General features: G+C 66.7%; 18 protein-coding genes. 8 read left to right on the top strand and 10 right to left on the bottom strand.

Translation table 11 applies throughout. From position 1 onward, the window contains the following. Nucleotides 1-16: 16 nt before the first annotated feature. On the bottom strand, nucleotides 17-1303 hold the full coding sequence (tilS, locus tag ABE543_RS11030; RefSeq protein ID WP_197572518.1) for a tRNA lysidine(34) synthetase TilS: 1287 nt from the start codon (nucleotides 1301-1303) through the stop codon (nucleotides 17-19). Nucleotides 1304-1404: 101 nt separating this feature from the next. Next, on the bottom strand, nucleotides 1405-3111 hold the full coding sequence (locus ABE543_RS11025; protein WP_346475680.1) for an alkaline phosphatase: 1707 nt from the start codon (nucleotides 3109-3111) through the stop codon (nucleotides 1405-1407). Between the two features lie 154 nt (nucleotides 3112-3265). Between ABE543_RS11025 and ABE543_RS11020 the strand changes: the two genes are divergently transcribed. Next, a complete protein-coding gene (locus ABE543_RS11020; protein WP_065181834.1) occupies nucleotides 3266-4600 on the top strand; it encodes a dicarboxylate/amino acid:cation symporter in 1335 nt (444 codons plus the stop codon). Between the two features lie 182 nt (nucleotides 4601-4782). Here the strand turns inward: ABE543_RS11020 and ABE543_RS11015 are convergent, their stop codons facing one another. Together ABE543_RS11015 and ABE543_RS11010 are read right to left on the bottom strand one after the other, a co-directional pair. After that, entirely contained in the window at nucleotides 4783-5487 is a 705-nt protein-coding gene (locus ABE543_RS11015) for a C40 family peptidase (protein WP_283219932.1), read from the bottom strand. Nucleotides 5488-5687: 200 nt separating this feature from the next. Beyond that, nucleotides 5688-6227, bottom strand: coding sequence for a C40 family peptidase (locus ABE543_RS11010; protein WP_053516860.1), 540 nt, complete (start codon nucleotides 6225-6227; stop codon nucleotides 5688-5690). A gap of 111 nt (nucleotides 6228-6338) precedes the next feature. Here ABE543_RS11010 and ABE543_RS11005 point away from each other — a divergent pair, with 111 nt between their 5' ends. The 7 genes from ABE543_RS11005 to ABE543_RS10975 all read left to right on the top strand — a co-directional run bounded on the left by ABE543_RS11005 (nucleotide 6339) and on the right by ABE543_RS10975 (nucleotide 12882). Continuing rightward, a complete protein-coding gene (locus ABE543_RS11005) occupies nucleotides 6339-6821 on the top strand; it encodes a peptidylprolyl isomerase (RefSeq protein ID WP_053516805.1) in 483 nt (160 codons plus the stop codon). A 99-nt stretch (nucleotides 6822-6920) separates the two neighbouring features. After that, nucleotides 6921-8165 (top strand): DUF418 domain-containing protein, encoded by a 1245-nt coding sequence (locus ABE543_RS11000; protein WP_346475679.1) that lies wholly within the window; start codon nucleotides 6921-6923, stop codon nucleotides 8163-8165. A 3-nt stretch (nucleotides 8166-8168) separates the two neighbouring features. Continuing rightward, nucleotides 8169-9419, top strand: coding sequence for an FAD-dependent oxidoreductase (locus ABE543_RS10995; RefSeq protein WP_263175210.1), 1251 nt, complete (start codon nucleotides 8169-8171; stop codon nucleotides 9417-9419). Then, nucleotides 9416-10774 (top strand): glutathione-disulfide reductase, encoded by a 1359-nt coding sequence (gorA, locus tag ABE543_RS10990; protein WP_065181838.1) that lies wholly within the window; start codon nucleotides 9416-9418, stop codon nucleotides 10772-10774. The genes ABE543_RS10995 and gorA overlap by 4 nt, the downstream gene beginning before the upstream one ends. Before the next feature lie 84 nt (nucleotides 10775-10858). Continuing rightward, nucleotides 10859-11779, top strand: coding sequence for a DMT family transporter (locus ABE543_RS10985; RefSeq protein ID WP_197572721.1), 921 nt, complete (start codon nucleotides 10859-10861; stop codon nucleotides 11777-11779). Next, complete coding sequence (locus tag ABE543_RS10980; protein WP_253118674.1) at nucleotides 11686-12114, top strand: MGMT family protein; 429 nt, start codon at nucleotides 11686-11688, stop codon at nucleotides 12112-12114. Before ABE543_RS10985 ends, ABE543_RS10980 begins: the two co-directional genes overlap by 94 nt. 93 nt (nucleotides 12115-12207) lie before the next feature. Next, a complete protein-coding gene (locus ABE543_RS10975; protein ID WP_053516819.1) occupies nucleotides 12208-12882 on the top strand; it encodes a rhomboid family intramembrane serine protease in 675 nt (224 codons plus the stop codon). A 49-nt stretch (nucleotides 12883-12931) separates the two neighbouring features. Here the strand turns inward: ABE543_RS10975 and ABE543_RS10970 are convergent, their stop codons facing one another. The 6 genes from ABE543_RS10970 to ABE543_RS10945 form a co-directional block, all read right to left on the bottom strand. After that, the gene (locus ABE543_RS10970) at nucleotides 12932-14518 is read right to left on the bottom strand and encodes an NAD(P)/FAD-dependent oxidoreductase (RefSeq protein ID WP_346475678.1); all 1587 of its coding nucleotides are present in this window, start codon (nucleotides 14516-14518) and stop codon (nucleotides 12932-12934) included. Further along, nucleotides 14515-14997, bottom strand: coding sequence for a VOC family protein (locus ABE543_RS10965; protein WP_065181841.1), 483 nt, complete (start codon nucleotides 14995-14997; stop codon nucleotides 14515-14517). The genes ABE543_RS10970 and ABE543_RS10965 overlap by 4 nt, the downstream gene beginning before the upstream one ends. Nucleotides 14998-15118: 121 nt before the next feature. Beyond that, nucleotides 15119-17125, bottom strand: coding sequence for a M13 family metallopeptidase (locus ABE543_RS10960; protein WP_053516862.1), 2007 nt, complete (start codon nucleotides 17123-17125; stop codon nucleotides 15119-15121). Between the two features lie 166 nt (nucleotides 17126-17291). Continuing rightward, nucleotides 17292-19394 (bottom strand): M13-type metalloendopeptidase, encoded by a 2103-nt coding sequence (locus ABE543_RS10955; RefSeq protein WP_180876129.1) that lies wholly within the window; start codon nucleotides 19392-19394, stop codon nucleotides 17292-17294. A gap of 172 nt (nucleotides 19395-19566) precedes the next feature. Then, nucleotides 19567-21600: a prolyl oligopeptidase family serine peptidase gene (locus tag ABE543_RS10950; protein ID WP_053516826.1), complete on the bottom strand. Its 2034-nt coding sequence runs from the start codon at nucleotides 21598-21600 to the stop codon at nucleotides 19567-19569. A gap of 97 nt (nucleotides 21601-21697) precedes the next feature. Further along, on the bottom strand, nucleotides 21698-24649 hold the full coding sequence (locus ABE543_RS10945; RefSeq protein ID WP_053516828.1) for a TonB-dependent receptor: 2952 nt from the start codon (nucleotides 24647-24649) through the stop codon (nucleotides 21698-21700). Nucleotides 24650-24766: the final 117 nt, after the last annotated feature.

Below are 24766 nucleotides of genomic sequence, written 5' to 3'. Positions count from 1 at the left end.
GCGCGCAGGGGTCAATTCACCAGCCACCCGGCTGCCACCGCAGCTGGGCGTCGTGAGCGTGCAGCCAGGCCTGCAGCGGTGCGGCGATCACCACATCGGCGGCGGCCAGCAGGTTGCCGTCAGCAAACAGCAGCGGCAGCTGCGCGCGCCGCCAGGGGGCCAGATGTTCACGCTGCAGGCAGTCCTTCAAGGCATGTGCGTGGCTGCGTCCCGGCAGCACGATGCGCTCGCCGCCACGCCGTGCACGCACCTGCATCGGCTGCTGGAACATCGCGGCGCCCAGCAGGCGCAGCTGGCCGCCATCTGGCAAGGCCAGAGGCACCCGGCCGTCCCACTCCTCCTGCCAGTCCAGGGGCAGGGCAGGCAGCTCGGCCGGCAGCAGATAGGCATGCTCGCGCCATTGCTGGATGACGTGATCCTGCCAGCGCACCTGCGCCTGCCGGTCGCAAGCGGAGGGCAGCATTTCCTCGAGCATCTGCTGCAGCACCCGCCCCGGCAGCGGTGCCGCGCCATGGCTGGCCACCCAGGTGCGCAGGACGCGTGCGGCGCGTTCCGGCGATACCTGCCGCAGCAGCTGCAAGGACAGCACGCGCGGGGCTGCTTCCAGGTGCGCGAGCAGCTCGGTGTCCTCTTCCTGCAGAAGGCCACGGGTGCGCGCGCAATGATCGGCACTGCCGGCCAGGGCCGCTGCGGCGTGCGGCCAGCGCTGGCGCAGCAGCGGCAGCACCTGCAGGCGCAGGAAGTTGCGGTCGGCGTACGCGTCGTCGTTGCTGGGGTCTTCGATCCAGTGCAGATCGTGGGCCCGCGCATAGTCATGCAGAGCGTCGCGCGGGACCTGCAGCAGCGGCCGCCACAGCCGGTGGCCGGCGAGCATGCTGTCCCTGCTCATTGCCGCCAGGCCATCAACACCGGAACCGCGCAACGCGCGCAGCAGGAAAGTTTCAGCCTGATCGTCCTGATGCTGGGCCAGGGCCAGCGTCTCTCCGTCGCGCAGAGAGGCGACGAAAGCAGCGCGACGCGCCTGCCGGGCTGCACCCTCCAGGCCCAGACCGGTGCCGGTCTCGACCTGCACGCGGTGTACGACCAGTTCGATTCCCAGGGCCGCGCACTGCTGCTGGCAATGCTGGACCCAGGCATCGGCGTCGGGCTGCAGCCCGTGATGTACGTGTACAGCGCGCAGTCCCACGCCGGCCGCCTGCGTGCAGCGCCGTAGCCAGTGCAGCAGGACGGTCGAATCTAGGCCGCCGCTGTAGCCGACCAGCAGCGGTGCATCGAGGGAAACCAGGGCGGGGAAGGCAGTCACGGGTGAAGTGTAGGGTGATCGCCGGGGTCGCGCCGCGCCTTCGACTCAAGGGCGGGATGCAGCCGGGCATGGCCCGGCTGCACACTGCGTCCGCCGTGCCGTTACTTTCCGTCGACGCTGCGTTCGAAGGCCTTGGGCGCCGGCAGCTGCACCGGTACGCCCTTGTCATCGCAGGTGCCCGCCTGGCACAGGCGATCGCGCAGCGCCGGCGTTGCCTGCACGATCATGTGATAGATCGTGTTCTGCTCCAGCGTGCCGCGGATCGCCTTGCTGCCGGGACCGCGCGCCCAGATGCCGACGTCCTCGCCACCATGCGATTCGGACTTCATCGGCACCAGCGCTTCCTGCATGTAGTCCGGATGCTCGGTGTCGACATCATGCAGGTCCGGACGCCCCTTGGCCGGCTCGAAGCTGCTCGGGTTGTGCGGGTAGCGCTTGCTGCCCGCCGGCTGCTGGTTGGTGCTGCCGGTGTGGCCCGGTCCATTGGCGTAGCTCAAGGTGGTGTAAGGCTGGCCGTTGCCGTCCAGCGCGTAGTCCAGCTTGCCGGCGCCGTCCTCACCGCCCTTGTCCTTCACCTTGCCCAGGATCGGGTTGCCGCGTGCGGGGTAGCCGACGAAGTTCAGGGTGTGCGAGTGGTCGGCGGTGACGATGATCAGCGTGTCGTCGGCCGACGTCATTTCCGACGCCACCCGCACCGCATCGGACATCGCCACGGTTTCGGTCAGTGCGCGATAGGCATTGCCGCTGTGGTTGGCATGGTCGATGCGAGCGCCTTCGATCATCAGCACGTAACCTTCCTGATGGCGCGACAGACTGGTGATCGCAGCAGCGGTCAGCTCGGCCAGGCTCGGCTCACCGGCCGGATCCTGTGGGCGCTCGTACTCGTAGCGCATGTGGTCCGGCTCGAACAGGCCGAGGATGGCCGGCGCATTCGCGGCGGCGGCCAGCTGCCTGCTGTTCCACACGTAGGCACCCTGCGGATGCGCCTGCTGCCATTCCTGTACCAGGCTGCGGCCATCCAGGCGCTGGCCGACCTTGTCGTCGTATTCCGGATCGCGCTCTTCCACGGTGGTGAATTCACCGCGACCACCGCCGAGCGCGACCAGCGGGCCGCGGCCATAGCGCGACGTGGACAGCAGCTGCTGGGCGATGTCCTTGCAGCCGGCGGCCTTGGCCGCTTCGGTCAGATCGGTGTCATTCTCCCAGTTGCGCTCCGGCGAGTGCGCGTAGGTGGCCGCCGGGGTGGCGTGGGTCAGGCGCGCGGTGGACACGATGCCGGTCGCCAGGCCGGCGCTGTCGGCCAGCTGCAGCCAGGTGAGCAGGCCCTTGGACAGGCTGTCGGCACAATCGGTGCGGGCGCCTGCGCTGACACCGATCGCGCCCATGTGGGTCTTCACGCCGGTGGTGATGGCGGTCATGGTGCCCGCCGAATCAGGGGTCTGCGAGTCGGTGTTGTAGGTCTTGCTGAACGCGGTGGCGGGGAAGCGTTCCCAGGACAGCAGGTTCTCTTCACCCGATCCGCCCTTCTTCTGGCCTTCGTAGATGCGCGCAGCGGCCACGGTGGTCAGGCTCATGCCGTCGCCGAGGAACAGGATGACATTCCGGGCCTTGCCGGCCATCGCGCCATTGGCGGCGGCCTGGGCGGCGCCGCTGCGGTACCACCATTGCGGCGTCTCGCCGGCCGGGTGTGCAACCGGCTCGACGGCGACCTTCAGGCCTGCCGGCGCGGAAGCGGGGGGGGGGCTGGCGCAGGCGCCGAGCAGCAGGGTGGTGGCACACGTGGCCAACAGGGAGACGGAACGGCGCATGGACGCTGGGATCTCACAAACTGTAACGGGACGTTCATTATGCCCGCCCTCGCAAGGCACGCCGATGACACACTGATTTGCCGGGCGGACGGTCGTTCTGCGGGCCGCCTTGGGCTATCGTGCCAGCATCCCTTCCTTCCCCTCTGGATTGCCTATGACGCTGGTCTCTGCCTGGCTGCGGATTCCATTCTGGCAGCGCGTGGTCGGCGGCTTCGTGCTTGGTGCGCTGGCCGGCTGGGCGCTCGGCCCCGCTGCGGAAACGTGGTTCGGTCCGCTCGGTGAGCTGTATGTCACCCTGATCAAGATGATCGCGGTGCCGCTGGTGTTCTTCGCGGTCATCAACGCGATCTCGTCACTGCATGGCCAGAAGTCGGTTGCAGCGCTCAGTGGCCGCACCTTCCTGTGGTTCGTGATTACCGCGGCGTTGGCGGTGTGCGTGGGCCTGGGCGTGGGCACCGTGCTGCAGCCCGGTGCTGGTGGCCTGCAGCTGTCCATGGCCAGCAACTATGTACCGCGCGAGGTTCCCAGCGTGGTACAGGTGCTGCTGGATGTGGTGCCGGCCAACGTCTTCTATGCACTGTCCGGCATCGGCACCCGCGTCAATGCTGCCGGCGAGACCGTGCTGGCCGCTGGCAGGGGCTCGATCCTGCCGGTGATCTTCTTCGCCGGCCTGGTGGGCTTTGCCATCGTCAAGCTGGGCGAGAAGGTGACCGAGGCGCGGAAGCTGGTCGGCCAGATGAGCGACATCATGATCCAGGTGACCCGCTTCGTGCTGGAAGTCACCCCGATCGGTACCTTCGGCCTGATTGCCGGCCTGGTGGGCAGTTACGGTTTCGAAAAGCTGCTGCCGCTGGGGCATTTCGTGCTGGCCCTGTACGTGGCCTGTGCGTTGCACATCGTGGTCGTCTACAGCGCGCTGCTGCTGGCGCACGGCCTGAACCCGCTGAAGTTCTTCCGCGGCGCGGCGCCAGGCATGCAGGTCGCCTTCGTCAGCTCCTCCAGCTTCGCCGCGATGCCGGTGGCGCTGCGTTCGATCACCCACAACCTGGGCGTCAACAAGGACTACGGTGCATTCGCGGTGCCACTGGGTGCGAGCATCAAGATGGACGGCTGCGGCGCGATCTACCCCGCGTTGTGCGCGGTCTTCATCGCCCAGTACAGCGGCGTGCCTTTGACGCCGGAGCAGTACGTGGTGGTGCTGATCGCCTCGGTGCTGGGCAGCTTCGGTACTGCCGGTGTGCCGGGTACGGCCGTGATCATGGCCACCGTGGTGCTCAGTGCCGCCAATCTGCCGCTGGAGACCATCGGTTACCTGTATGCCATCGACCGTATCCTGGACATGATGCGCACCATGACCAACGTGACCGGTCAGATGCTGGTGCCGGTGCTGGTGGCCAAGGAGACCGGCCTGCTCGACCAGTCGGTGTACGACAATCCCTCCAGCAACGTGGGCGTGGATGACCCGGACCCTACGCCGCCACGCAGCTGAGACGCCGCGCAGCGGCCTGTCATGCGAGAGATGAAGGCCCGCCGGACTGGCGGGCCTTTTCGTTGGGGGCGTGCCCGCCGGGCCAGGGAAGGGAAGACGCATCCCAGGCATTCCGCGGGCAACGAAAAAGCCGCTGCAGGGCAGCGGCTTTCAGCTATCAGGCGGTGCCTGGAAAGGCGGCGTCAGAGCTCGACGCGGCGCGCCTGCATGAACTTGTTGCCCCAGTAGCCGCTGAGCAGGGTGTCCACCCGGACATCCTTGCCTGCGCTCGGGGCATGCAGGAAGCGGCCGTCACCTACATAGATGCCGACGTGGTCGACCCGGCCCTTGCGACCGAAGAACACCAGGTCACCCGCGGCCAGGGCGGCACGGTCGTTGATCAGCTCGGCGTTGTTGTCGTGTGCCATCTCGCGGGAGACGCGCGGCAGTTCGATGCCCAGCGCCGAACGGAAGACGTAGCCGACCAGGCCGCTGCAGTCGAAGCCGCTGTCCGGATTGCTGCCACCCCAGCGATAGGGGGTGCCGAGCAGGGTCATCGCCCGCCGCAGCAGCGACTGCACCTTGCCATTGTCGGCGGCGCTGCCGACAACGCTGCCATTGGCAGCGCTGCTGGTGTCGTAGTTGGCGAGCAGGCGGCTCAGATCGCCGGCGACCATGGCCGAGCGGTCCATCAGCGGAATGGTGTCGTTGGCGGCCAGGTGCGGCAGCAGGGCGGCCAGCGTGGCACTGGCGGCTGCATCGGTGCGGCTGCGCTGGGGGGCCGCGACTTCGGTCTTGCCCGTCACACGTACGCCATTGTCGGTCGCCGGGACCGGAACAGCGTCGGCGCGTGAGGGAACGGTCTGCGACCAGGCGGGGAGGCTGGTCAGGCACAGTGCCAAGCCCAGAAGAACAGGGCGGACACTACGCGGAGAAGCGGCGGTCTGGCCTTTGCACGTCAGGTCGTCAGTCGTCACGCGTCGGTCACAGAAAAAAAACGATGGGGCATCATGCCCTGTAAAAGCACTGATAAGTTAAAAATTCCGTTATAAAAACGTTATTTTCACTGTGACGCAATTCTCAATTTTGAACATGACGCCTGTTCATTTTAGCGAAGGACGCGTTTGGCCCCTGTGTAGTGGTCCTTCCAGTAGGGCCCGCTGAGCGAGTCCAGGCGCACCGTGCCGCCGGTGCTGGGGGCGTGCACGAAGCGCCCCTCGCCGACATAGATGCCGACATGGGTGACGTTGCCGCGGCTGCCGAAGAACACCAGGTCACCCGTGGCCAGACGCTTCGGATCGATCCTCGGGCCCTGTACGGCGGCCAGGTCGCGCGAGGTGCGCGGCAGCTTCAGATCCAGCATCTCGCGGTAGACATAGGCGACCAGGCCGCTGCAGTCGAAGCCTGATTCGGGGGTGTTGCCGCCGTAACGGTAGGGCGTGCCGACCAGGCTGATGGCACGCATCAGTACTGAATTGGCGGCCTCGGGATTGTCCGGGGTGGTCGCCGGCCAGTGCGCCGACGGCGGGGGCGCCGCCGTCCGGGTGGCCTTGCCGCCGCCGCAGGCGGTCAGCAGCAGGGGCAGGACCAGCAGCAGGGCGGGCACGGACAGCCGGCGCGGGCCGGACGAAACTGGCGTGATGTGCATGTTCTCCGGATAATGCGCCACCTTGGATTGGCCGTCATGATGGCGGCGTCCCCGCCGGGCGACAACCCGCCCCAACCCGTCTGCCTCCGGCAGAACCAGACAGAGTCGCGCATGAAGATCGAAAAAGACCGCGTTGTCCGCTTCCACTACACCGTTTCCGAAGTCGGCCAGGAGCCGATCGAATCGTCCAAGGACCGCGGCGAGCCGCTGGCGATCCTGATCGGTCACGGCAACATCATCCCGGGCCTGGAAAACGCCATGATGGACAAGGAAGCCGGCGCCACCTTCAGTGTCGACGTCACGGCGGCCGACGCCTATGGCGAGCGCCGCGAAGGCCTGTCCCAGCGCGTGCCGAAGAAGCACTTCGGCAATACCAAGCTGGCGCCGGGCCAGCAGGTCGTGCTGCAGACCAACTTCGGCCCGCGTGCGGTGACCGTGCAGAAGGTCGGCATGAGCGTGGTCGACGTCGATCTCAACCATCCGATGGCCGGCAAGGACCTGCACTTCGACGTGGAAATCGTCGACGTGCGCGAAGCCGGCAAGGAAGAGATCGAGCACGGCCACGTTCACGGCGACGGCGGTCACGCGCACTGATCGCCCTGCGATCGTGACGGCAGCAACGGCCCGCTTCGGCGGGCCGTTGCATGTCTGGAACACCGCGCGCTCGTCCACGGCGCGCAGGCGGGCTGCATAATGAAGGACCTGCCCGCCGGATGTCCTGTGAACAGCGCTTCGTCTTCCCTGCAGCCGGTCGCCTCCGGCGACCGCATCGCCGTGCTGGACATACTGCGCGGGGCCGCGTTGCTGGGCATCCTGCTGATGAACATGGAGGCCTTCAGCGGACCGCTGGACCTGGCATTCACCGGTATCGACGTGCGTTGGCAGGGGATCGATTACTGGGCCGACGCCTTCGTCTATGTGTTCGTGCAGGGCAAGTTCTTCACCCTGTTCTCGCTGCTGTTCGGCGCCGGATTCGCAGTGATGGCACAGCGCGCCGAGACCGCCGGCCGCGAGTTCACTCCGTTCTATCTGCGCCGCAGCGCCGGGCTCATGCTGATCGGCCTGTGCCACGCGCTGCTGGTCTGGTCCGGCGACATCCTGGTGCTCTACGCGCTGGCGTCGCTGCCCCTGCTGGCGTGCCGCGAGGCACCGCGCAGCTGGCTGCCGTGGATGGGCGTCATCGTCTACCTCGGTGGCGCGGCGATGATGATGCTGCTCGGTGCCATGGTTTCACTGGCGACGCCGCAGGACGCGCAGCAGATGCTGGTCGACGCGCAGCAGAGCATCGCCCGGGAGCGCATGGTCTACGGACACGGCAACTGGATCCAGGCCTGCATCCAGCGCCTGCATGAGTTTGGTTCGTCGATGGGGGCGCTGCTGATCACCGGCCCGGCGGTACTGGGCATGTTCCTGATCGGCAGTGGACTGGCCGGCAGTGGCGCGCTGGCCGCGCCGGAACGCCATCCGCGCCTGTTCGCGGCGCTGCGCTGGGTCGCCTTGCCGCTGGGCCTGCTGGTCACCGTGCTGGGTGTGGCCTGGAAACCCTACCTGGCACCCGGTGCCTACGACCTTGGTGTGACCTCGGCGATGGCGCTGGTGATGATCGGCGCGCTGCCGATGTGCCTGGGCTACCTCGCCTGGATCGTGCAGTGGCGCGCGCGGCTGGGCTGGCTGGCGCCGGTCGGCCGGATGGCGCTGACCCACTACCTGGGGCAGTCGCTGTTGTGCACCTGGGTGTTCTACCACCATGGCCTGGGCTATTTCGACGTGATGCCGCGCAGCGTGCAGCTGCTCTTCGCTGTGCTGCTGTTCGCCGCGCAAGTCGCGCTTTCCCATGCCTGGCTGCGCCGCTTCCGCTTCGGACCGATGGAGTGGCTGTGGCGGGCGATGACCTATCGCCAGTGGCCGCCGATGCGCCGCGAGGCTGGAAGGGGCTGACCGATGCAGGGGGCGCGCGATGACGTGATCGTGATCGGTGCCGGTGCCATCGGCCTGGCGACTGCGCTGGCGTTGTGCGGACAGGGACGGCAGGTACGGGTGATCGATCGTGGCCGCGTGGGCGCAGCGACGTCGTACGGCAACTGCGGCACCGTCACGCCCAGTCATGCACCGCCCCTGGCCGCGCCGGGTGTGCCGCTGCGTGCGTTGCGCTGGATGCTCGACCCACGCGCGCCACTGTATGTGCGCAGCCGCCTCGATCCCGCGCTGTGGCGCTGGCTGCTGCAGTTCAGCGCGCGCTGCAATGCGCGGCATTGGCTGCAGGCCACGCGCGCGCGCGCTGCGCTGTTGAATGATTCCCGTGTGCGCCTGGCCGAATGGGTGGGAACCCATGGGCTGGACTGTGAATTCGAGACGCGCGGCCTGGATTACGTGTTCGGTGATGCACGCAGCTTCGATCAGCATATCGCCCAGTGCGAGGCGCTGGATGCGCACGGCATTGCGACCCGCTGCATCGATGGCGGCCACTACGCACGCGACAATCCGGCGTTCCATGATCGGCTTGCCGGTGCGATCCATTTCCCCGGCGACGCCCAGCTGCGCCCGGACCGTTTCACTGCGGAGCTGGCGCGGGTACTGCGTGCGCAGGGCGTCGAGATCGACGAGCAGGTCGAGATGCAGGGTTTCAGCGGCGACGTACACGGGGTCCGGGTACAGGCCGGCGGACGCACGCTGCGCGCGCGCGAACTGGTGCTGGCCACCGGCCCGTGGTCGCCGCGATGGGCACGGCTGCTCGACCTGCGGGTGCCGATCCAGCCCGGCAAGGGGTACTCGCTGACCTGGTCACGCCCGCCGCTGGTGCCGGCCCGTCCGGTGGTGCTGAAAGATCACTCCGTGTTCGTGATCGCCTGGCGCGACGCGCTGCGACTGGGGGGCACGATGGAATTCGCCGGTGCCGACCCGCAGCTGCGTGCGCAGCGCCTGCAGACGTTGCAGCTGGCCGCTGATCGCCACCTGCGCATGCCTCGTGGCGCGCAGCTGCAGGAGCAGTGGTGCGGCTGGCGTCCGATGAGCGTGGACGATGTACCGTTGATCGGCCGCGCGCCTGCGCATCCTCACGTCTGGCTTGCGGCAGGGCATGGCATGCTCGGCATCAGCATGAGTGCCGGCACCGGCCAGCTGATCGCCGATCTCGTCTGTGGCCGCACGCCAGCGATCGATCCTGCCCCTTACCGACCCGAGCGATTCCGATGAACACGGCTTCACATGATTACGACCTGATCGTCCTTGGCGGCGGCTCTGCCGGCCTGGCCGGCGCCATCCGTGCCGCGCAGTACGGCAAGCGCGTAGCGCTGCTGGAACCCGGTGAACTGGGCGGGACCTGCGTCAATGTTGGCTGCGTACCGAAGAAGGCGATGTGGCTGGCCGCCGATCTGCACGAGCGTATCGGCCTGGCAAGCGCGATGGGCTTCGATGTGCCGCCACGACCGGCACTGTCGTGGAAGGAACTGGTGATCCATCGCCAGGCCTATATCAGCAACATCCATACCAGCTACCACAAGCGTCTGGATGAAACCGGCGTCGTCCGCATCCCGGCGCGCGGCCACCTGCTCGACGCGCACACGGTGGCCTGCAGCGACGGGGTGCGCTACACCGCCGACCACATCCTGATCGCCACCGGAGCGCACCCGCAGCGTCCGGACATCCCCGGCGCGGAGCTGGGCCTGGTATCCGACGACTTCTTCGAGTTGCGTGCGGCCCCGGCCGAGGTCGCGATCATCGGCGGCGGCTACATCGCGGTGGAGCTGGCCGGGCTGCTGCAGGCGCTGGGCAGCCGGGTGAGCCTGCTGGTACGCGGCAAGCGCCTGCTGGAACGCTTCGACTACGAGCTGACCGATCAGCTGGCAGAAAACCTCCGCCAGCAGGGCGTGCGCATCTACTTTGATTACCGCCTGCGCGAACTGCAGCGCGACGGTGAGCGCGTCCGCGCCTTCGGCCATGATGGCCCCATGGACAGCGTGTTCGACGCGGTGTTCTTCGCCACCGGCCGCCGTGGCAACAGCCGGGGCCTGGGCCTGGAGGCGCTGGGCATCGACATCGGCGAGCACGAGCAGGTGCAGGTGGATGAATGGCAGACCACGGCGGTACCCAGCATCCATGCCGTGGGGGATATCGCGGGCAAGGTGGGCCTGACCCCGGTGGCGGTGGCTGCATCGCGTCGGCTGATGGACCGTCTGTTCGGTGGCCGCCCACAGTCGAAGATGGACTATGAGAATGTGGCCAGCGTGGTGTTTTCGCATCCGCCGCTGGGGGCGGTGGGCATGGGTGAGGAGGAGGCGCGTGCCTGCTTCAAGCAGGTGACGGTCTATCACAGCCGTTTCCGGCCGATGCTGCAGGCACTGGCCAACGGTACCCAGCGCAGCCTGTTCAAGATGGTCTGCGCCGGGCCGGAAGAGCGCGTGGTGGGGGTGCACCTGCTGGGCGAGGCCGCGGACGAGATCCTGCAGGGCTTCGCGGTGGCGGTGAAGATGGGAGCGACCAAGGCCCAGTTCGATGACACGGTGGCGATCCACCCGACCTCCGCAGAGGAAGTGGTGCTGATGCGCTGACGCTGCGGTTGCCGCGTCGGGCCATGCGACAATGGGCGTCCACACGCACCCCCGGGCCGCCCTGCGCGGCCCGCCGCTGTTCCCATGTCAAGCTCCTCCCCGCGCATCGCCACCGCATCCCCACGCATCGCCCTGGGGGGAATCGGCCTGGCGGCGATCGGCGCCGTTGCCGCATCCGGCAAGGCGGTGATCGTCAAGCTCGGCCTGCGCCACGGTGTCGATGCGACCACGCTGCTGGCGCTGCGCATGCTGATGGCACTGCCCCTGTTCGCACTGATGGCGGTGTGGGCTTCGCGCCGTGTCGAGCCGCTGTCGTGGGCAGACCGGGCGCGCGTGCTGTGGCTGGGGTTCACCGGCTACTACCTGTCCAGCCTGCTGGATTTCCAGGGTCTGCAGTACATCAGCGTCACGCTGGAACGATTGATCCTCTACCTCAACCCGACGCTGGTGCTGCTGATCAACGTGCTGCTGGCGCGGCAGCGGCCAGGGCGCTGGCAGGTCGTCGCGCTGGTGCTGAGCTACCTGGGGGTGCTGCTGGCGTTCGGCCACGATCTGCAGCGGGAGGGCGGGCAGATCATCGTCGGCAGCCTGCTGGTGCTGGGCAGCGCGCTCAGCTATGCGCTGTACCTGTTCGGCAGCGGCCAGGTGGTGGCACGGATCGGCGCGGTGCGTCTGACCGCCTATGCCAGCTGCGTGGCCAGCGGTCTGGTGCTGCTGCATTTCGCCATCACCCATCCGCTGCCACTGCTGTGGCAGGCACCTGCACCGGTGCAGTGGCTGTCGCTGATCAACGCCACGGTCTGCACCGTGCTGCCGGTGCTGGCGATCATGCTGGCGGTGCAGCGCGTGGGTTCCTCGCTGGCAGCGCAGGTCGGTATGCTGGGGCCTGTTTCCACCATCGTGATGAGCCTATGGCTGCTCGACGAACCGATGGGGCCGGCGCAGATCGCCGGCACCGTGCTGGTCCTGCTCGGCGTGCTGCTGGTGACGCGTCTGCGCCGCTGACGCCGGACCAGGCGCGCGCGCGCATCCTGGCGGTGATCCACGCGATCCCGCCGGGACACGTGATGGGCTATGGACAGGTGGCGATGCGCGCGGGCCTGCCGGGGCGGGCACGCTTGACGGCACGCATTCTCGGCCAGAACGATGACCCGACACTGCCCTGGCACCGCGTGCTGCGCTCTGACGGGCGCATCGCCATGGCGGAGGGGTCGGCGGGCTGGCGGGAACAGTCGCAGCGGCTGCGCGCGGAAGGCGTGGTGGTGGAGAACGGCCGGGTGCGGATGCCGGCGTCCGACCCGGCGGCGGCGCTGGATGCCGCCGTGTGGGGACCGGGCTGAGCGCGACCGGGGTCTGAACGGGCCGCACGCGGCAGTCGCCGACACGACACGACGGTGCGGCTATGATGGAGACCGTTCCATGCCGGTGTCCCCATGTTCCCGCGACTGCCAACCGTCACCAAGGCCCTGCTGATCGCCAACGCGATCCTGTTCCTGTTGCAGCAGCCGTTCCTGCTCGGCAACCAGACCTTCGAGCCGTTCATGCTGCAGCCGCTGCAGCAGGGCTTCGATGCGTTCTCCCCGGGTGGCAACTTCCAGCCGTGGCAGCTGCTGACCTACGGCTTCCTGCACGGCAGCTTCGGCCACCTGTTCTTCAACATGCTGGCCGTTTTCATGTTCGGTGCGCCGCTGGAACAGACCTGGGGCGAGAAGCGCTTCCTGCTCTACTACCTGGTGTGCGTGGCCGGCGCCGGCGTCTGCCAGCTGCTGGTGGGGACGCTGCTGGAGAATCCGGCCACGGTGCTGGGCGCGTCCGGTGGTGTGTTCGGCCTGCTGCTGGCGTACGGCATGTTGTTCCCGAACCAGCGGGTGATGCTGCTGTTCCCACCGATTCCGATGAAGGCGCGCACGTTCGTGATCCTGTTCGGTGTCGGTGAACTGGTGCTGGGCATGACCGGCTGGCAGCCGGGCGTGGCGCACTTCGCGCACCTGGGTGGCATGTTGTTCGGCTGGCTGCTGATCCGCTACTGGCGCGGCCAGCCACCGTTCAACAAGCGCCGTCCCCCCGGCCCGCCGAACCGTCCGAATCATCTGCGCAGCGTCAAATGATCCGCAGGGTCATCTGGTGCAGCAGGTGCCAGCCGTGGTTGGCACACCCCTACAGATCCTGCAGGATCACCTGCGCGGCATTGTGGCCCGGCGCGCCGGTCACGCCGCCGCCGGGATGCGTGCCTGAACCACACAGGTAAAGCCCGGGCAGGGCACCGCGGTAGCCGGCCTGGCCGATCATCGGCCGCGCCGAGAACAGCTGGTTGGGACTGAGCGCACCGTGGAAGATGTCGCCGCCCACCAGGCCGAACGTCCGCTCCAGATCCAGTGGTGACAGCACTTGCCGACCGAGCACGCTGTCGGCGAAGCCGGGCGCATACCGATCGACGGTGGCGATCATCAGGTCGGCGACGGTATCGCGATGCGTGTCCCAATGCCTACCCCCGGGCAGGACCGGTGCCACATGCTGGCAGAACAGGCTGGCGACGTGCTGGCCCGGCGGCGCCAGCGAATCGTCCAGCGTGCTGGGAATCAGCATCTCCACGATCGGCTCGCGCGACCAGCCGTCGCGCCGCGCATCCAGCCACGCGCGGTCCATGTAGTCGAGGCTGGGCGCCATGATGATGCCGGCACTGAGGTGCTCACCGGCGCCGGGCAGGGCGTGGAAGTCCGGCAGCCGCGACAGCGCCACGTTCATCCGGAAGGTGCCCGAACCGCAGCGCCACTGCGCCATGCGTTCGCGCGTCGCCGCGGGCACCTGCTCCGGGTCCAGCAACTGCTCGTAGAGCAGTTTTGGATTGACGTTGGCCACCACCACGTGCGCGCGCAGTACGTCCCCGCCGGCCAGCTCAACGCCCACCGCGCGTCCGTGCTCGACCAGCAGCCGCTTCACGCCGGCATCCACGCGCAGTTCTGCGCCGGCCGCGCGCGCCGATGCAGCGATGGCCTGGCTGATCGCGCCCATGCCACCGATCGCATGGCCCCAGGCGCCCTTCACTCCGTTGCATTGGCCGAACACGTGGTGCAGCAGGACGTAGGCACTGCCGGGCGTGTACGGACTGGCGTAGTTGCCGACGATGCCATCGAATCCGAACAGGGCCTTGATCGGCTCGCTTTCAAACCAGCGGTCCAGATAGTCGGCGGCCGACAGGGTGAACAGATCAAGCAGCTCCTGGCGCAGGGCAGGGGACAGTGCCGCCAGTTCCCGGCCGAGCCGGCCCATCCGCCACAGTGCCGGCAATGCGCGCCAGCCGCCTGCGACGCCGAGGTCCGGCGGCGCGCGCAGGGCCCAGGCGCGCAGCACGTCGGCGAAGACCTCCAGCCTCGCCTCATAGGCTGGCAGGCGCTGCGCATCCCGTTCGGAGAACTTCGCCACCTCGGCCTGGGTACGGCCGGGTGCCGACAGCAGATAGCGGCCGTCAGGCAACGGCAGGAAATTGTTGGCCGGGCGGGCGACGACGCGCAGGCCATGCGCGTGCAGCTGCAGCTCGTCGATCACCTTAGGCTGCAGCAGCGAGACGGTGTACGAGGCGACCGAGTTGCGGAAGCCCGGGTGGAATTCCTCGGTGACCGCTGCGCCGCCGAGCACGCCACGGCGTTCGAGCACCAGTACTTTCCTGCCGGCACGGGCAAGATAGGCCGCGCAGACCAGGCCATTGTGGCCGCCGCCGACGATGACCGCATCCCACGCGGTCATGCGGTGCGGATCGCCGCTTCGATGGTGGCGATGTCGATCTTCTTCATCGGCATCATCGCGTTGAAGGCGCGCTTGGCCAAGGCCTTGTCCGGGCTGGTCACCGCTTCGATCAGCATGCGCGGACTGATCTGCCATGAGATGCCCCAGCGGTCCTTGCACCAGCCGCACTGGCTCTCCTGCCCGCCGTTGCCGACGATCGCGTTCCACAGGCGGTCGGTCTCGGACTGGTCCTCGGTCTGGATCTGGAACGAGAACGCTTCGCTGTGCCTGAACGCGGTGCCGCCGTTGAGCCCGACGCAGGGAATGCCGCAGACGGTGAACTCGACCGTCAGCACGTTGCCCTCCTTGCCGTCCGGATAGTCACCCGGTGCGTGATGCACGGCCGTTACCGCGCTGTCGGGCAGGATCCCGGCGTAGAACGTGGCGGCCTCGAGTGCTTCGCTGTCGTACCAGATGCAGATCGTGTTCTTGTGGGCCATGGTCGGGCTCCGCTGCAGGACGAAGGCGCAGCGATAGCATGCCGCGTGTTAATGGCGGATCGTGCTGCATGCGCAAAAAAAAGGGCGCCCGAGGGCGCCCTTCGTGTCACGGCCGGCTGGCTCAGCGCCAGACCTTGATCTGCTCGGCATCGCTGCGCTGCATCGGCTGGCCGGCCTTGCAGCTGAAGGTGGCGCCGAACGCCGGGAGGTTGGCCAGCGTGCCGTTGGTGCGCCACATGCCCGGCGCGCGGATGTCGGCGGTCAGGCGGCGTGCGGCTTCGTTGGGCGACAGCTGCTGCGCCCACAACGCGGCCCAGGCACGGAAGAAGCCCTGCTGCTGGGCCGGCTTGGCCTTCGGCTCCTGTGCGGTGTAGGCCGCCCAGGCCAGTTCCAGGCCGGCGATGTCGGCCAGGTTCTCTTCCTGGGTCAACGTGCCATTGACCTTGGCGCCCTTCACGCCCGGGAACTCATAGGCGCCGTACTGGGCGGCCACGCGGCTGCCGAGCAGGGTCCAGGCCGTCTTGTCGGCCGGCGTCCACCAGCTGCGCAGTTCGCCCTTGGCATCGACCAGCGCGCCCTTGGCATCGATGGCACGGGTCAGCTCGTGGCCGACCAGGCCGCCGAAGCTGCCGAACTTGTCGGCGCTGTCGGCCTTGGCGTTGAACACCGGGCCCTGCAGGATGGCCGCGGTGACGATCAGGCGGTTCTGCGCCAGGTCATAGGCCAGCGACGGCTGTTGCGGCAGCACGTCCCAGCGACGGTCGGCATTGCCCTTGCCGATGCGCTTCATCTCCTCGCGATGGCGCCAGGTCGAGGCGATCAGCATGTTGCCACCGAACGAGCCGCGGCCCATCGGCTGCACGGTGTAGTCGAGGTCGCGCAGCGGGGTGCCGATCTCGATCTTCAGCGCCGCCAGCTTGGCCTGTGCTTCAGCCTTGGCTTCGGCACTCATCCACGTGCTGTTCCTGACGGCCTCGATCTGCACCTCGCGGACCTTGTCGACGATCCATGCCGCCTGCCGGCGGTCCTCGGCCGAGAGATGGCGGGCAGCGTACTCGCGGCCGACCATCGGACCGGCCGCCACATTGATGGCATCGAGCACCGCTTCCCAGCGCTGCGGCGGCAGCGTCTGCCCGCGCAGTACGCGGCCGCGGAACTCAAACTCGGCGTCCCGGTAGGCCTTGGACAGGTACGGCGCCATCGAGTCGCCCACGCGCCAGCGCAGGTAGGCCTTCCACTGGTCCGGCTTGAGCTTGGTGACCATGCCATCCAGCTGCTGGAACAGGCCCGGGTCGGCCAGCGATACCAGATCGTCGTTCACACCCTGTACTTTCAGGAACGCCTCCAGCTGCAGGTTGCGGTAGCGGCTGTTGAGTTCCTTGGTGGAGATCGGCGCGTAGTTGTTGAACGGGTTGTTGATGCCGGCCAGCGACTGTGCATTGCGCGCCAGCTCGGTTTCCAGCGCGATCACCGCCTGCGACTCCGCATCGAGCTTGGCTGCCGGCGTACCGGTCAGTGCCAGGATCTGCTTGACGTAGGTGCGGTAGCGGCCCATCAGCGCCACGGTATCGGCATCGGTGCGGGTATAGAACGCCGGATCCGGCAGGCCCATGCCGCCCTGCATGAAGTAGCCGATATGACGGTCCAGTGCCTTCAGGTCGACGTCCGGACCGAAGTTGAAGGCGACCGGGATGCCGACCTGATGCAGTGCAGCGATCGACGCCGGCACATCCTTGGATTTCTTGATCGCATTGATGCGGGTCAGCAGCGGCGCGATCGGATTGGAGCCATCGGCTTCCACCGCCGCCTCGTCCAGGCCGCTGGCCCAGAAGTCGCCCAGCAGCTTCTGCACGTTGCCCTGCGGCGACGTCATGGCCGCATCGAGCAGTTCGCGCTGTTGCTGCCTGCTGCGCTCGACCAGCTGGCCCAGCGCGGTAGTGGCTCCGGTCTGAGGTACCGGGTTGGCCTTCAGCCAGCCAGCGTTGGTGGCGCCGTAGAAGTCGCTGCACTGGGCACTGACGGCCGGGGCGCGGGCGGCCTTTTTCTTTGCGGCGAACGCATCATGGCTCGGGACCAGGGTCGCCAGGCTGATGCCCAGGGCGATGGCAAGCGGACGGAAATTGGGCATGTAGAACGAATCCATGATGGATTGAGGGCGGGCGCACTATAGCAAGCCGCGCATGGGCGCAGCATGCACGTATCACGGTATGCCTGGCGGCCGTGGCGGGTCGCGCAAAAACAAGGGCCCGGGAGATCCCGGGCCCTTGCAGGTCTGCCTTGGCGTCAGCCGTGGCTTACCAGATCACCACCTGCTGCTCGCCGCTGCGCGCCATCGGTGCACCGGCCTTGCACTGGAACGCGGCCGCGAAGGTCGGCAGGTTCGAGGGCGCGCCCATCGCGCGGAACTGCGCCGGGGCGTGCGGATCGGTGGCCAGGCGGACCTTGGCGTTTTCCGGGGTGTACTTGGTACGCCACACGGTGGCCCAGTTGAAGAAGAAGCGCTGATCGCGGGTGAAGCCGTCGACCTTCGGATCTTCCTTGCCGGCCGAGGCCTTCTGCAGCGCATCGTAGGCCGTGGCCAGGCCACCCAGGTCGGCGATGTTCTCGCCCAGGGTCAGGTGGCCGTTCACGGCCTGGCCGTCAACCTTGTACTGGTCGAACTGCTTGACCAGCTTGCCGGTCAGGCCTTCGAAGTTCTTCTTGTCGGCCGGCGTCCACCAGTCTTCCATGTTGCCGGTCGGCCCGAAGCGCGCGCCCTGATCGTCGTAGCCATGGGTCATCTCATGGCCGATCACCGCACCGATGCCACCGTAGTTCAGCGCATCGTCTGCCTTCGGATCGAAGAACGGCGGCTGCAGGATGGCGGCCGGGAACACGATCTCGTTCTGCAGCGGGTTGTAGTAGGCGTTGACCGTCTGCGGGGTCATGCCCCACTCGGTCTTGTCCACCGGCTTGCCGATCTTGGACAGGTTGAACTTGTAGTTGAACTCATTGGCCGCACGCACGTTGGCCAGGTAGCTGTCGCGCTGGGTCTGCAGGCCCGACCAGTCACGCCACTTGTCCGGGTAGCCGATCTTCGGAGTGAAGGTTTCCCACTTCGCGATGGCCTTGGCCTTGGTTTCCTCGCTCATCCAGCTCAGGCCCTGGATGCGTTCCTTCAGCGAGGCAGCCAGGTTCTTCACCAGTTCTTCCATCTTCGCCTTGGCTTCCGGCGAGAAGGCAACCTTCACGTACAGCTGGCCGAACGCTTCGCCGGCATCGTTCTCGATGGTGCCCAGCACGCGCTTCCAACGCGGCTTCTGTTCCTTCTGGCCGTTGAGGGTCTTGCCGTAGAACGCGTAGTTCTCCTGGACGAAGGCATCGGCCAGGTACGGCGAGGCGCCATCGACGGTGTGGAAGCGCAGGTAGGCGCGCCAGACCGACGGGTCGGTGTCGCCCAGCGCCTTGCTCACTTCCTCATGGAAGGCCGGCATCGCCAGCGAGAACTTCTCCGGCGCAGCAACGCCCTGCGACTTGAAGAACTCGGTCCAGCTGAAGTTCGGGGTCAGCTTGTCGGCGTCAGCCAGGGTGACCGGGTTGTAGTACAGCTCCACATTGCGCGACAGTTCGACGCGCGACTTGGATGCCTTGGCCAGGCGGGTCTCGAACTTGACCACGTCCTCAGCCTGCTTGGCGGCGTCGGCTGCCGGGACGCCGGACAGTTCCAGCACCTTGGCGACGTGCGCCTGGTAGGCCTTGAGCTTGTCGGCGTTCTTGGCGTCGGTGTAGTACGTGCTGTCAGGCAGGCCCAGGCCGCCCTGGCTGGCGTAGGCCAGGTTCATGGTCGAGTTCTTGAAGTCGGCCTCGGCGCCGAAGCCGAACAGCACGTTCTCGCCCTTGGCTGCGCTGGTGCGCAGGTAGTCGGCGATGGCGGCCTTGTCCTGCAGGCCGTCGATGGCGGCCAGGTCGGCCTTCAGCGGCTCGATGCCCTGGGCGTTGATCTTGGCCTCATCCATGCCGGTGGCCCACAGGTCGCCGACGATCTTCTCGATGTGGCTCGGGTTCTTGACCTGCGCGACCTGCTCGGCCAGCTGGTGCTGCACTGCCACCGAACGCTCGTCGAGGATGGTGAACGCGCCCCAGCTGGTGCGGTCGCCGGGAATCTCGTTGGCGGCCAGCCACTTGCTGTTGACGTAGTCGCCGAATGCGGTGCAGGCGTCCAGGTTGGTGTCCAGATCGCTAGGCTGGAAGGCGTTATAGGCCGGCAGCTTGCTCTCATCCAGGGTGTAGGTGGTGGCTTCGGCGGCGGCCGGGGCAGGCGCGGCGGCCTCCTTGGCCGGGGTTTCGTTCTTGCCACAGCCGGCCAGCACGGCCGACACGGCCAGGCTGAGCAGCACGATCTTGGGAGTACGCGTGATCACTATGTTTGGCCTCCAGGCCGAGTGAGTCAGGGAAGAGCCGCGGGGACGGCCGTGGGCCGAACGATACGCCGCCAGCCTACCCCGCAAGGGTGTCGAAGGTCATGGGCGGGTGCAAGGGCCAGAACGGGCAAGGGCGCCCGTGGGCGCCCTTGCCTGGCAGCGACGGGGCTTACAGGCCGCCGCCGCCGCAGCCTTTGGTCAGGTAGTCGTCGATCAACTTGAGCTGGTCGCCCATGATCGCTCGGGTCCAGGCGGGGCCATGCGCGTAGTCGGCGATGGCGTGGAATTCGATCGGCTGTCCTGAATTCTTGGCCTTGTTAACGAACCACTCCGACTGCTCGATCGGCACCGTACGGTCGCGGTCACCGTGGTAGACCATCAGCGGGATCTTCATCTCGCCGGCCTTGTCCAGTGGATTCAGGCCGTCAACGGTCTTGGACTGCGCCTGGCGGAAGAACGGGTTGGTATAGAAGCGTGCCCAGATCTTCTTGATGTCCGAGACGCCAGCACCGGCGATGGCACATTTGTACAACCCATTGGGGCGGACCGAGGCGGCGAACGCGGAATAACCACCGTAGGAGAAGCCGAACATGGCGATGTGGCCAGGCTGGGCGATCTTCTGCTCGATCATCCACTTGGCGCCGTCGTCCTTGTCATCCTGCATCTTCTGGCCCCACTCGGCGTCACCGGCCATCCACAGCTTGCGGCTCCAGTCGGCCGAACCGCGGAACTGCGGGCGCAGGACCGCCATGCAGCGTGAGGCCATCAGCGGTACCCACATCGAACCGTCGAAGTCCATGCCATCGCGCGCCCACGGCCCACCATGGGGATGCACCACCGCCTTCCACGGGCCGGCACCGCATAGTTCGGTGTTCGGTGTGGTCAGGAACGCCGGAATATCCAGACCATCGCGGGCCTTGTAATAGACCAGCCTGGTATCGCCCAGCGCAGCCGGATCGATCTTCGGATAGGACTTGGCCAGCAGGGTCAGCTTGCCGTTGCGCAACAGGTGGTATTCCGGCGGGTTCGCCGGCCCGGAGACGGCCAGCACAAAGGTCTTCAGGTCCTTGCTGTAGTCGATCACGCGCACCGCGCGGCCGGTGTCGGCCTGGGTGACCGCGCGCTGGCCCGTTGCGGGATCGACAAGGGTGACGTCGCTGGACTGGATGCCCAGGGCCTGTCGGACGCCCTGGTTGAGGCCCTTGAACACCGGATGGGTCCATTCAACCTCGTTCTCGCGCGGACCACTGTAGGTCACGCCGAGCAGTGCGCCGAACGGCACGCCCTCGACGTCCTTGTAACGGTTCACATGAACGGTGCCTGCATTGAAGAATTTGTGCTCGAACAGTACTTCCCTCTGTTTGCGGGCCGTAATGTCGTACTCATAGATGATGGTCTTGTCGCGTCCGACGTTGCTCTGGATGAAGGCGATGTTCGGATCATCGGCGAAACCGACGACCTGGGTGATATCGCGGTCCTTCACGTGCGAGCGGAAATGTTCTTCCCACGCGTTGGTGGCAGGGTTGCGGAACTCGGTGGCGACGTAGGCGCCGGTACCGTCCACGTCCTGGCGCAGGCGTGCGCGCAGTTCGCTGTTCAGATCGGTGAGGTAGCCAGCGACACGTTCTTCCGTCTTCTGGATGCGCTGGGACGTGAAGCTGCGCAGGTTGACCTTGTAGACGTCACCGGAATTGCTGCCCGAGCCGTTGACCACCAGGATGTGGTCGGGGTCGTTGGGCAGCGTGTCCAGCACCGTGGCATTGGACAGCGCCTGTTCCAGTTCTTCGTTGCGGCTGGTGGCGCGCGGAACGCTGATCGGTTCCTTCCACTGCTTGCCTTCGGTATCGGTGATGAAGAACTTGCTGATGAAGGTCTTGTTGACCCGGTCGGTGCGCAGGTCGAAGGGCTGCCACAGCGTGACTGCCAGCAGCCCGTTCTTGATGAAGCCCACGCTCTGGAACTTCATGCGGCCCGCACCGATCGTGGTCGGTGCTGCGCTGAGATCATCGGTCTTCCAGACCAGGATCACGCGCTCTTCGCCGCGGGCCTGCAGACCGGCGATCTGCGTGCCGTCAGGCGACACGGAAAGGCTTGAAATATCCGGGAAGGCGGCCAGTTGTTCGATCGTGGGGACCGCGGGTTTGGCGTTGAGGTGCAGCGGCGCGGCGACGGCCAGCGCGGCCAGCAGCAGGTAGTGCTTCATGCGACGTCTCACTGTGTCCGTGCAATGGGAAGGCGGGCATTGCACCCACCCCAAAAGCAGCCGCCGCCCTTGCGGGCGGCGGCTGTTGACGCATGGCTCAGAACTTCTTGCTGAGGTTCACGAAGAACGTACGGCCGAAGTAGTCGTAGCCACTGTACAGCGGGGCGTTGCCGACGGTGTTGTAGATGCCGGCGCCCGGGCTGATGGTCGGCGGTTCCTTGTCGGCGAAGTTGCGCACGCCGGCAGTGGCCTGCCACTTGTCGGCGGTGTACTGCACCGAGAAGTCCTGGGTGATGTAGTTCGGCACGGCCAGCTTGTACGCCGAGGTTGCGGGATCTTCCTCGTAGTACGCGTAGCTGGACATGTTGTCCACCCAGTTCAGGCCATAGCGCACGCGCCATTCCTTGACACGATAGGTCAGGTCGAGCTGGCCGGTGAACTTCGGGTTGTTGATCAGGCCGTTGGAGTCAACCAGCGGATCGTCCTCGAACACCTTGCCGGACTGCTCCAGGAACCGCGAGACCTGCACATTGGCGCGGAATTCGCCCGGACCGATGTCGCGCACGTAGCGGGTCGTGAAGTCGAGGCCGCGCACCTTGTCGGTGGCCAGGTTGGCATAGCCGTTCTGGACCGTCAGCGTGTTGTTGGGCGAACGGCTGATCAGACGGCACAGACCGTTGTTGGCGGCGAAGTCGCCGGTGGTGCCGTTGTAGCAGGTGCTCAGGATGTAGGTGGCACCCATCTGGGCAACGCCGTTCTCCACTTCGATGTCGTAATAATCGACGGCGAAGGACAGATCACCGAAGCCGCTGCCGAACTCCGGCTGGAACACCAGGCCAACGGTGAATGCGTCGGAGGTTTCAGCCTTCAGGTTGGCACCGACCAGGCCGCCACCGATGGAGTCCACGCGTACCGAGTTGGTCGCGGTGAAGCTGGTGGGCAGGCCCTCAGAAGCGCAATTGATGTAGCGTGGGCTGGTCGGATTGCGCGAGCCGTAGTTGTTGCAGGGATCGCTGGAGGCGTTCAGGAAGCCGCTGGTGGCACCCAGGAACTGTTCGAACAGCGCCGGAGCACGATACGAGGTGCCGTAGGAAGCACGCAGCGACAGCCACTTGACCGGCGTCCACAGGCCACCCAGCTTCCAGGTGGTGTCCGATCCGTAGGACTGGTAGTCGGTGTAGCGGGCCGAGGCGTTGAAGGTCAGCTCTTCGGCAGCGGTGACGCCGGACAGCAGCGGCAGTTCGATTTCGCCGTAGGCTTCCCACACCGAGTCGCTGCCGCGGGTCGGGTCGGAGCTGGTCAGGTTGTACAGGTTGCGGTTGATCGAGTGGATGCTCGGGGTATCGTCGATCTTGGCCTTGCGGTACTCGACACCAAAGGCGCCTGCGGCGGTACCGCCCGGCAGATCGAACAGCGGACCATTGACGTTCAGGTTCGCGGTCGATTCCTGGTAGCTGGTGTTGCCGGTGACCGGGGTATAGACGAAGTTCTTCCACTCGTACGGCAGATTGCCGGCCAGGGTCTGTGCGTTGAGCATCGGTGCGGCAACGCAGCCATTGGCCGGGTTCACGCAGTTGAAGCCGCCTGCGCCGTCGGACACAACATCCAGGCTCTGTGCCAGGCGGTCGGTCAGGAACGAGTTGAAGGTGTAATCGGCATCCGAGTCGGCGTGGCTGACCATGAAGTCATAGTTCCACTCCGAACCGAGCCGGCCGCGCACGCCAGCGGTGGCGCGGAAGAAGTCCACCGACTGCTTGCTGCGGTCGTTGCCGAAGCCGATGAAGGTGCGGGCCGCTACGTTCTTGCCATTGGACGTTTCCGTCGGCAGGGCGAAGGCCGGCAGGTTGGACAGGTTACCGAGCAGCGGATTGCCGACCGAGTAGTCATACGACAGCTGGCGGTAGCCGGTCTGGGTGGAGTCGCGCTTGTTGCCGAGGAACTCGTAGTAGAACTCGGCGTCGCCCATCACGCCCAGATCCACGCCACCCTGGAAGAACAGGGTGTGGGTTTCGGCCGGGGACACCAGCGATTCCTTCAGCAGGCCCGGATCGTAGGTGTCGCGGTCGTAGTAGCCGACGGACTCATAGCCCGGCAGGCGGCCGGTGGTGACGGCCGGATTCGGACGCCAGCGGTTGAACCCGCCAAAGGTGGCGGTGCCCAGGGTGTTGATGGTCACGCCGCCGGAATCGAGGGTGAAGCACTTCGGCTTACCGGTGGTCGGATCGATGTAGTCGCCGCTGCCGAAGTAGTTGCCCACGTCCATGTCGCGCAGGTTATCGGTCGGGCAGCTGGCCCAGCTGCGATCGCCAATGGTCATCTCATTGCGACGGTAGTTCTCGTACGAACCAGAGAAGTGCGAGCGCTCACCGGTGCTGCCGAACACGATCGAGTACCGGGTTTCGTCGCCGCCGCCGCCCTCGGTGGCGTTGTGCTGGAACTCGGCTTCAACACCGTCCACGTTCTTGCGGGTGATGATGTTGACCACGCCGGCCACGGCGTCGGAACCATAGATGGACGAAGCACCGTCCTTCAGGATTTCCACGCGGTCGACCATCGCGCTGGGCAGCACGTTCAGGTCGGCCGAGCCGACCGAGCCGCGCGAGCCCGCCGGTGCAACGCGGCGGCCGTTGAGCAGGATCAGGGTGCGGGTAGCGCCCAGGCCACGCAGCGACAGGGTGTTGGCACCCGGGCCGCCATTGGTGACGTATCCGCCGAAGGAGTTGTTGATCTGTGCGCTGCCGGCAGTGACGCTGTTGCTCTGCAGCGCGGCGGCCGTCGAGTTGAAGCCCGCCAGGGTGGTCTCCTCACGGGTCACGACCTGCACCGGCGAAACCGAGTTGAACACGTCGCGACTGATGCGCGAACCGGTGACGGTCACTGTGTCCAGATTGGTCGCCTTGGACTTCGGCGCTTCCTGCGGCGTGTCCTGTGTCGTCTGCGTCGAGCCCGACGCATCCTGGGCAATCGCCGGGGCGGCTGCGGCGAGCAGCACGGCAGAGGCGAGGGCGAAGCTCAGCGGGTTCCTGCCGAGCGACTTGCGATTGATCATCTGAAATCCCCTTGAATCGAATGATTGCGTCGTACACCGGGGACATGACCTTGCGGGCGTCTCCGTGTGCCCCTACCCCGGTATCGGCAGCGTGCCGCCGCCCGGTTCTGGTACCGG

Source organism: Stenotrophomonas sp. TWI169 (assembly GCF_039674705.1).
Taxonomy (GTDB): Bacteria; Pseudomonadota; Gammaproteobacteria; order Xanthomonadales; family Xanthomonadaceae; genus Stenotrophomonas; species Stenotrophomonas maltophilia_P.
This window is presented reverse-complemented; position numbering and strand designations above follow the sequence as displayed.

What these genes read in the sequence shown, in the direction of transcription:
- ABE543_RS11025 (WP_346475680.1), bottom strand. Translation starts at nt 3,111, where the DNA reads ATGCGCCGTTCCGTCTCCCTGTTGGCCACGTGTGCCACCACCCTGCTG.
- ABE543_RS11020 (WP_065181834.1), top strand. Translation starts at nt 3,266, where the DNA reads ATGACGCTGGTCTCTGCCTGGCTGCGGATTCCATTCTGGCAGCGCGTG.
- ABE543_RS11010 (WP_053516860.1), bottom strand. Translation starts at nt 6,227, where the DNA reads ATGCACATCACGCCAGTTTCGTCCGGCCCGCGCCGGCTGTCCGTGCCC.
- ABE543_RS11005 (WP_053516805.1), top strand. Translation starts at nt 6,339, where the DNA reads ATGAAGATCGAAAAAGACCGCGTTGTCCGCTTCCACTACACCGTTTCC.
- ABE543_RS11000 (WP_346475679.1), top strand. Translation starts at nt 6,921, where the DNA reads ATGAAGGACCTGCCCGCCGGATGTCCTGTGAACAGCGCTTCGTCTTCC.
- ABE543_RS10995 (WP_263175210.1), top strand. Translation starts at nt 8,169, where the DNA reads ATGCAGGGGGCGCGCGATGACGTGATCGTGATCGGTGCCGGTGCCATC.
- gorA (WP_065181838.1), top strand. Translation starts at nt 9,416, where the DNA reads ATGAACACGGCTTCACATGATTACGACCTGATCGTCCTTGGCGGCGGC.
- ABE543_RS10985 (WP_197572721.1), top strand. Translation starts at nt 10,859, where the DNA reads ATGTCAAGCTCCTCCCCGCGCATCGCCACCGCATCCCCACGCATCGCC.
- ABE543_RS10980 (WP_253118674.1), top strand. Translation starts at nt 11,686, where the DNA reads ATGGCTGCTCGACGAACCGATGGGGCCGGCGCAGATCGCCGGCACCGT.
- ABE543_RS10975 (WP_053516819.1), top strand. Translation starts at nt 12,208, where the DNA reads ATGTTCCCGCGACTGCCAACCGTCACCAAGGCCCTGCTGATCGCCAAC.
- ABE543_RS10970 (WP_346475678.1), bottom strand. Translation starts at nt 14,518, where the DNA reads ATGACCGCGTGGGATGCGGTCATCGTCGGCGGCGGCCACAATGGCCTG.
- ABE543_RS10965 (WP_065181841.1), bottom strand. Translation starts at nt 14,997, where the DNA reads ATGGCCCACAAGAACACGATCTGCATCTGGTACGACAGCGAAGCACTC.
- ABE543_RS10960 (WP_053516862.1), bottom strand. Translation starts at nt 17,125, where the DNA reads ATGCCCAATTTCCGTCCGCTTGCCATCGCCCTGGGCATCAGCCTGGCG.
- ABE543_RS10950 (WP_053516826.1), bottom strand. Translation starts at nt 21,600, where the DNA reads ATGAAGCACTACCTGCTGCTGGCCGCGCTGGCCGTCGCCGCGCCGCTG.
- ABE543_RS10945 (WP_053516828.1), bottom strand. Translation starts at nt 24,649, where the DNA reads ATGATCAATCGCAAGTCGCTCGGCAGGAACCCGCTGAGCTTCGCCCTC.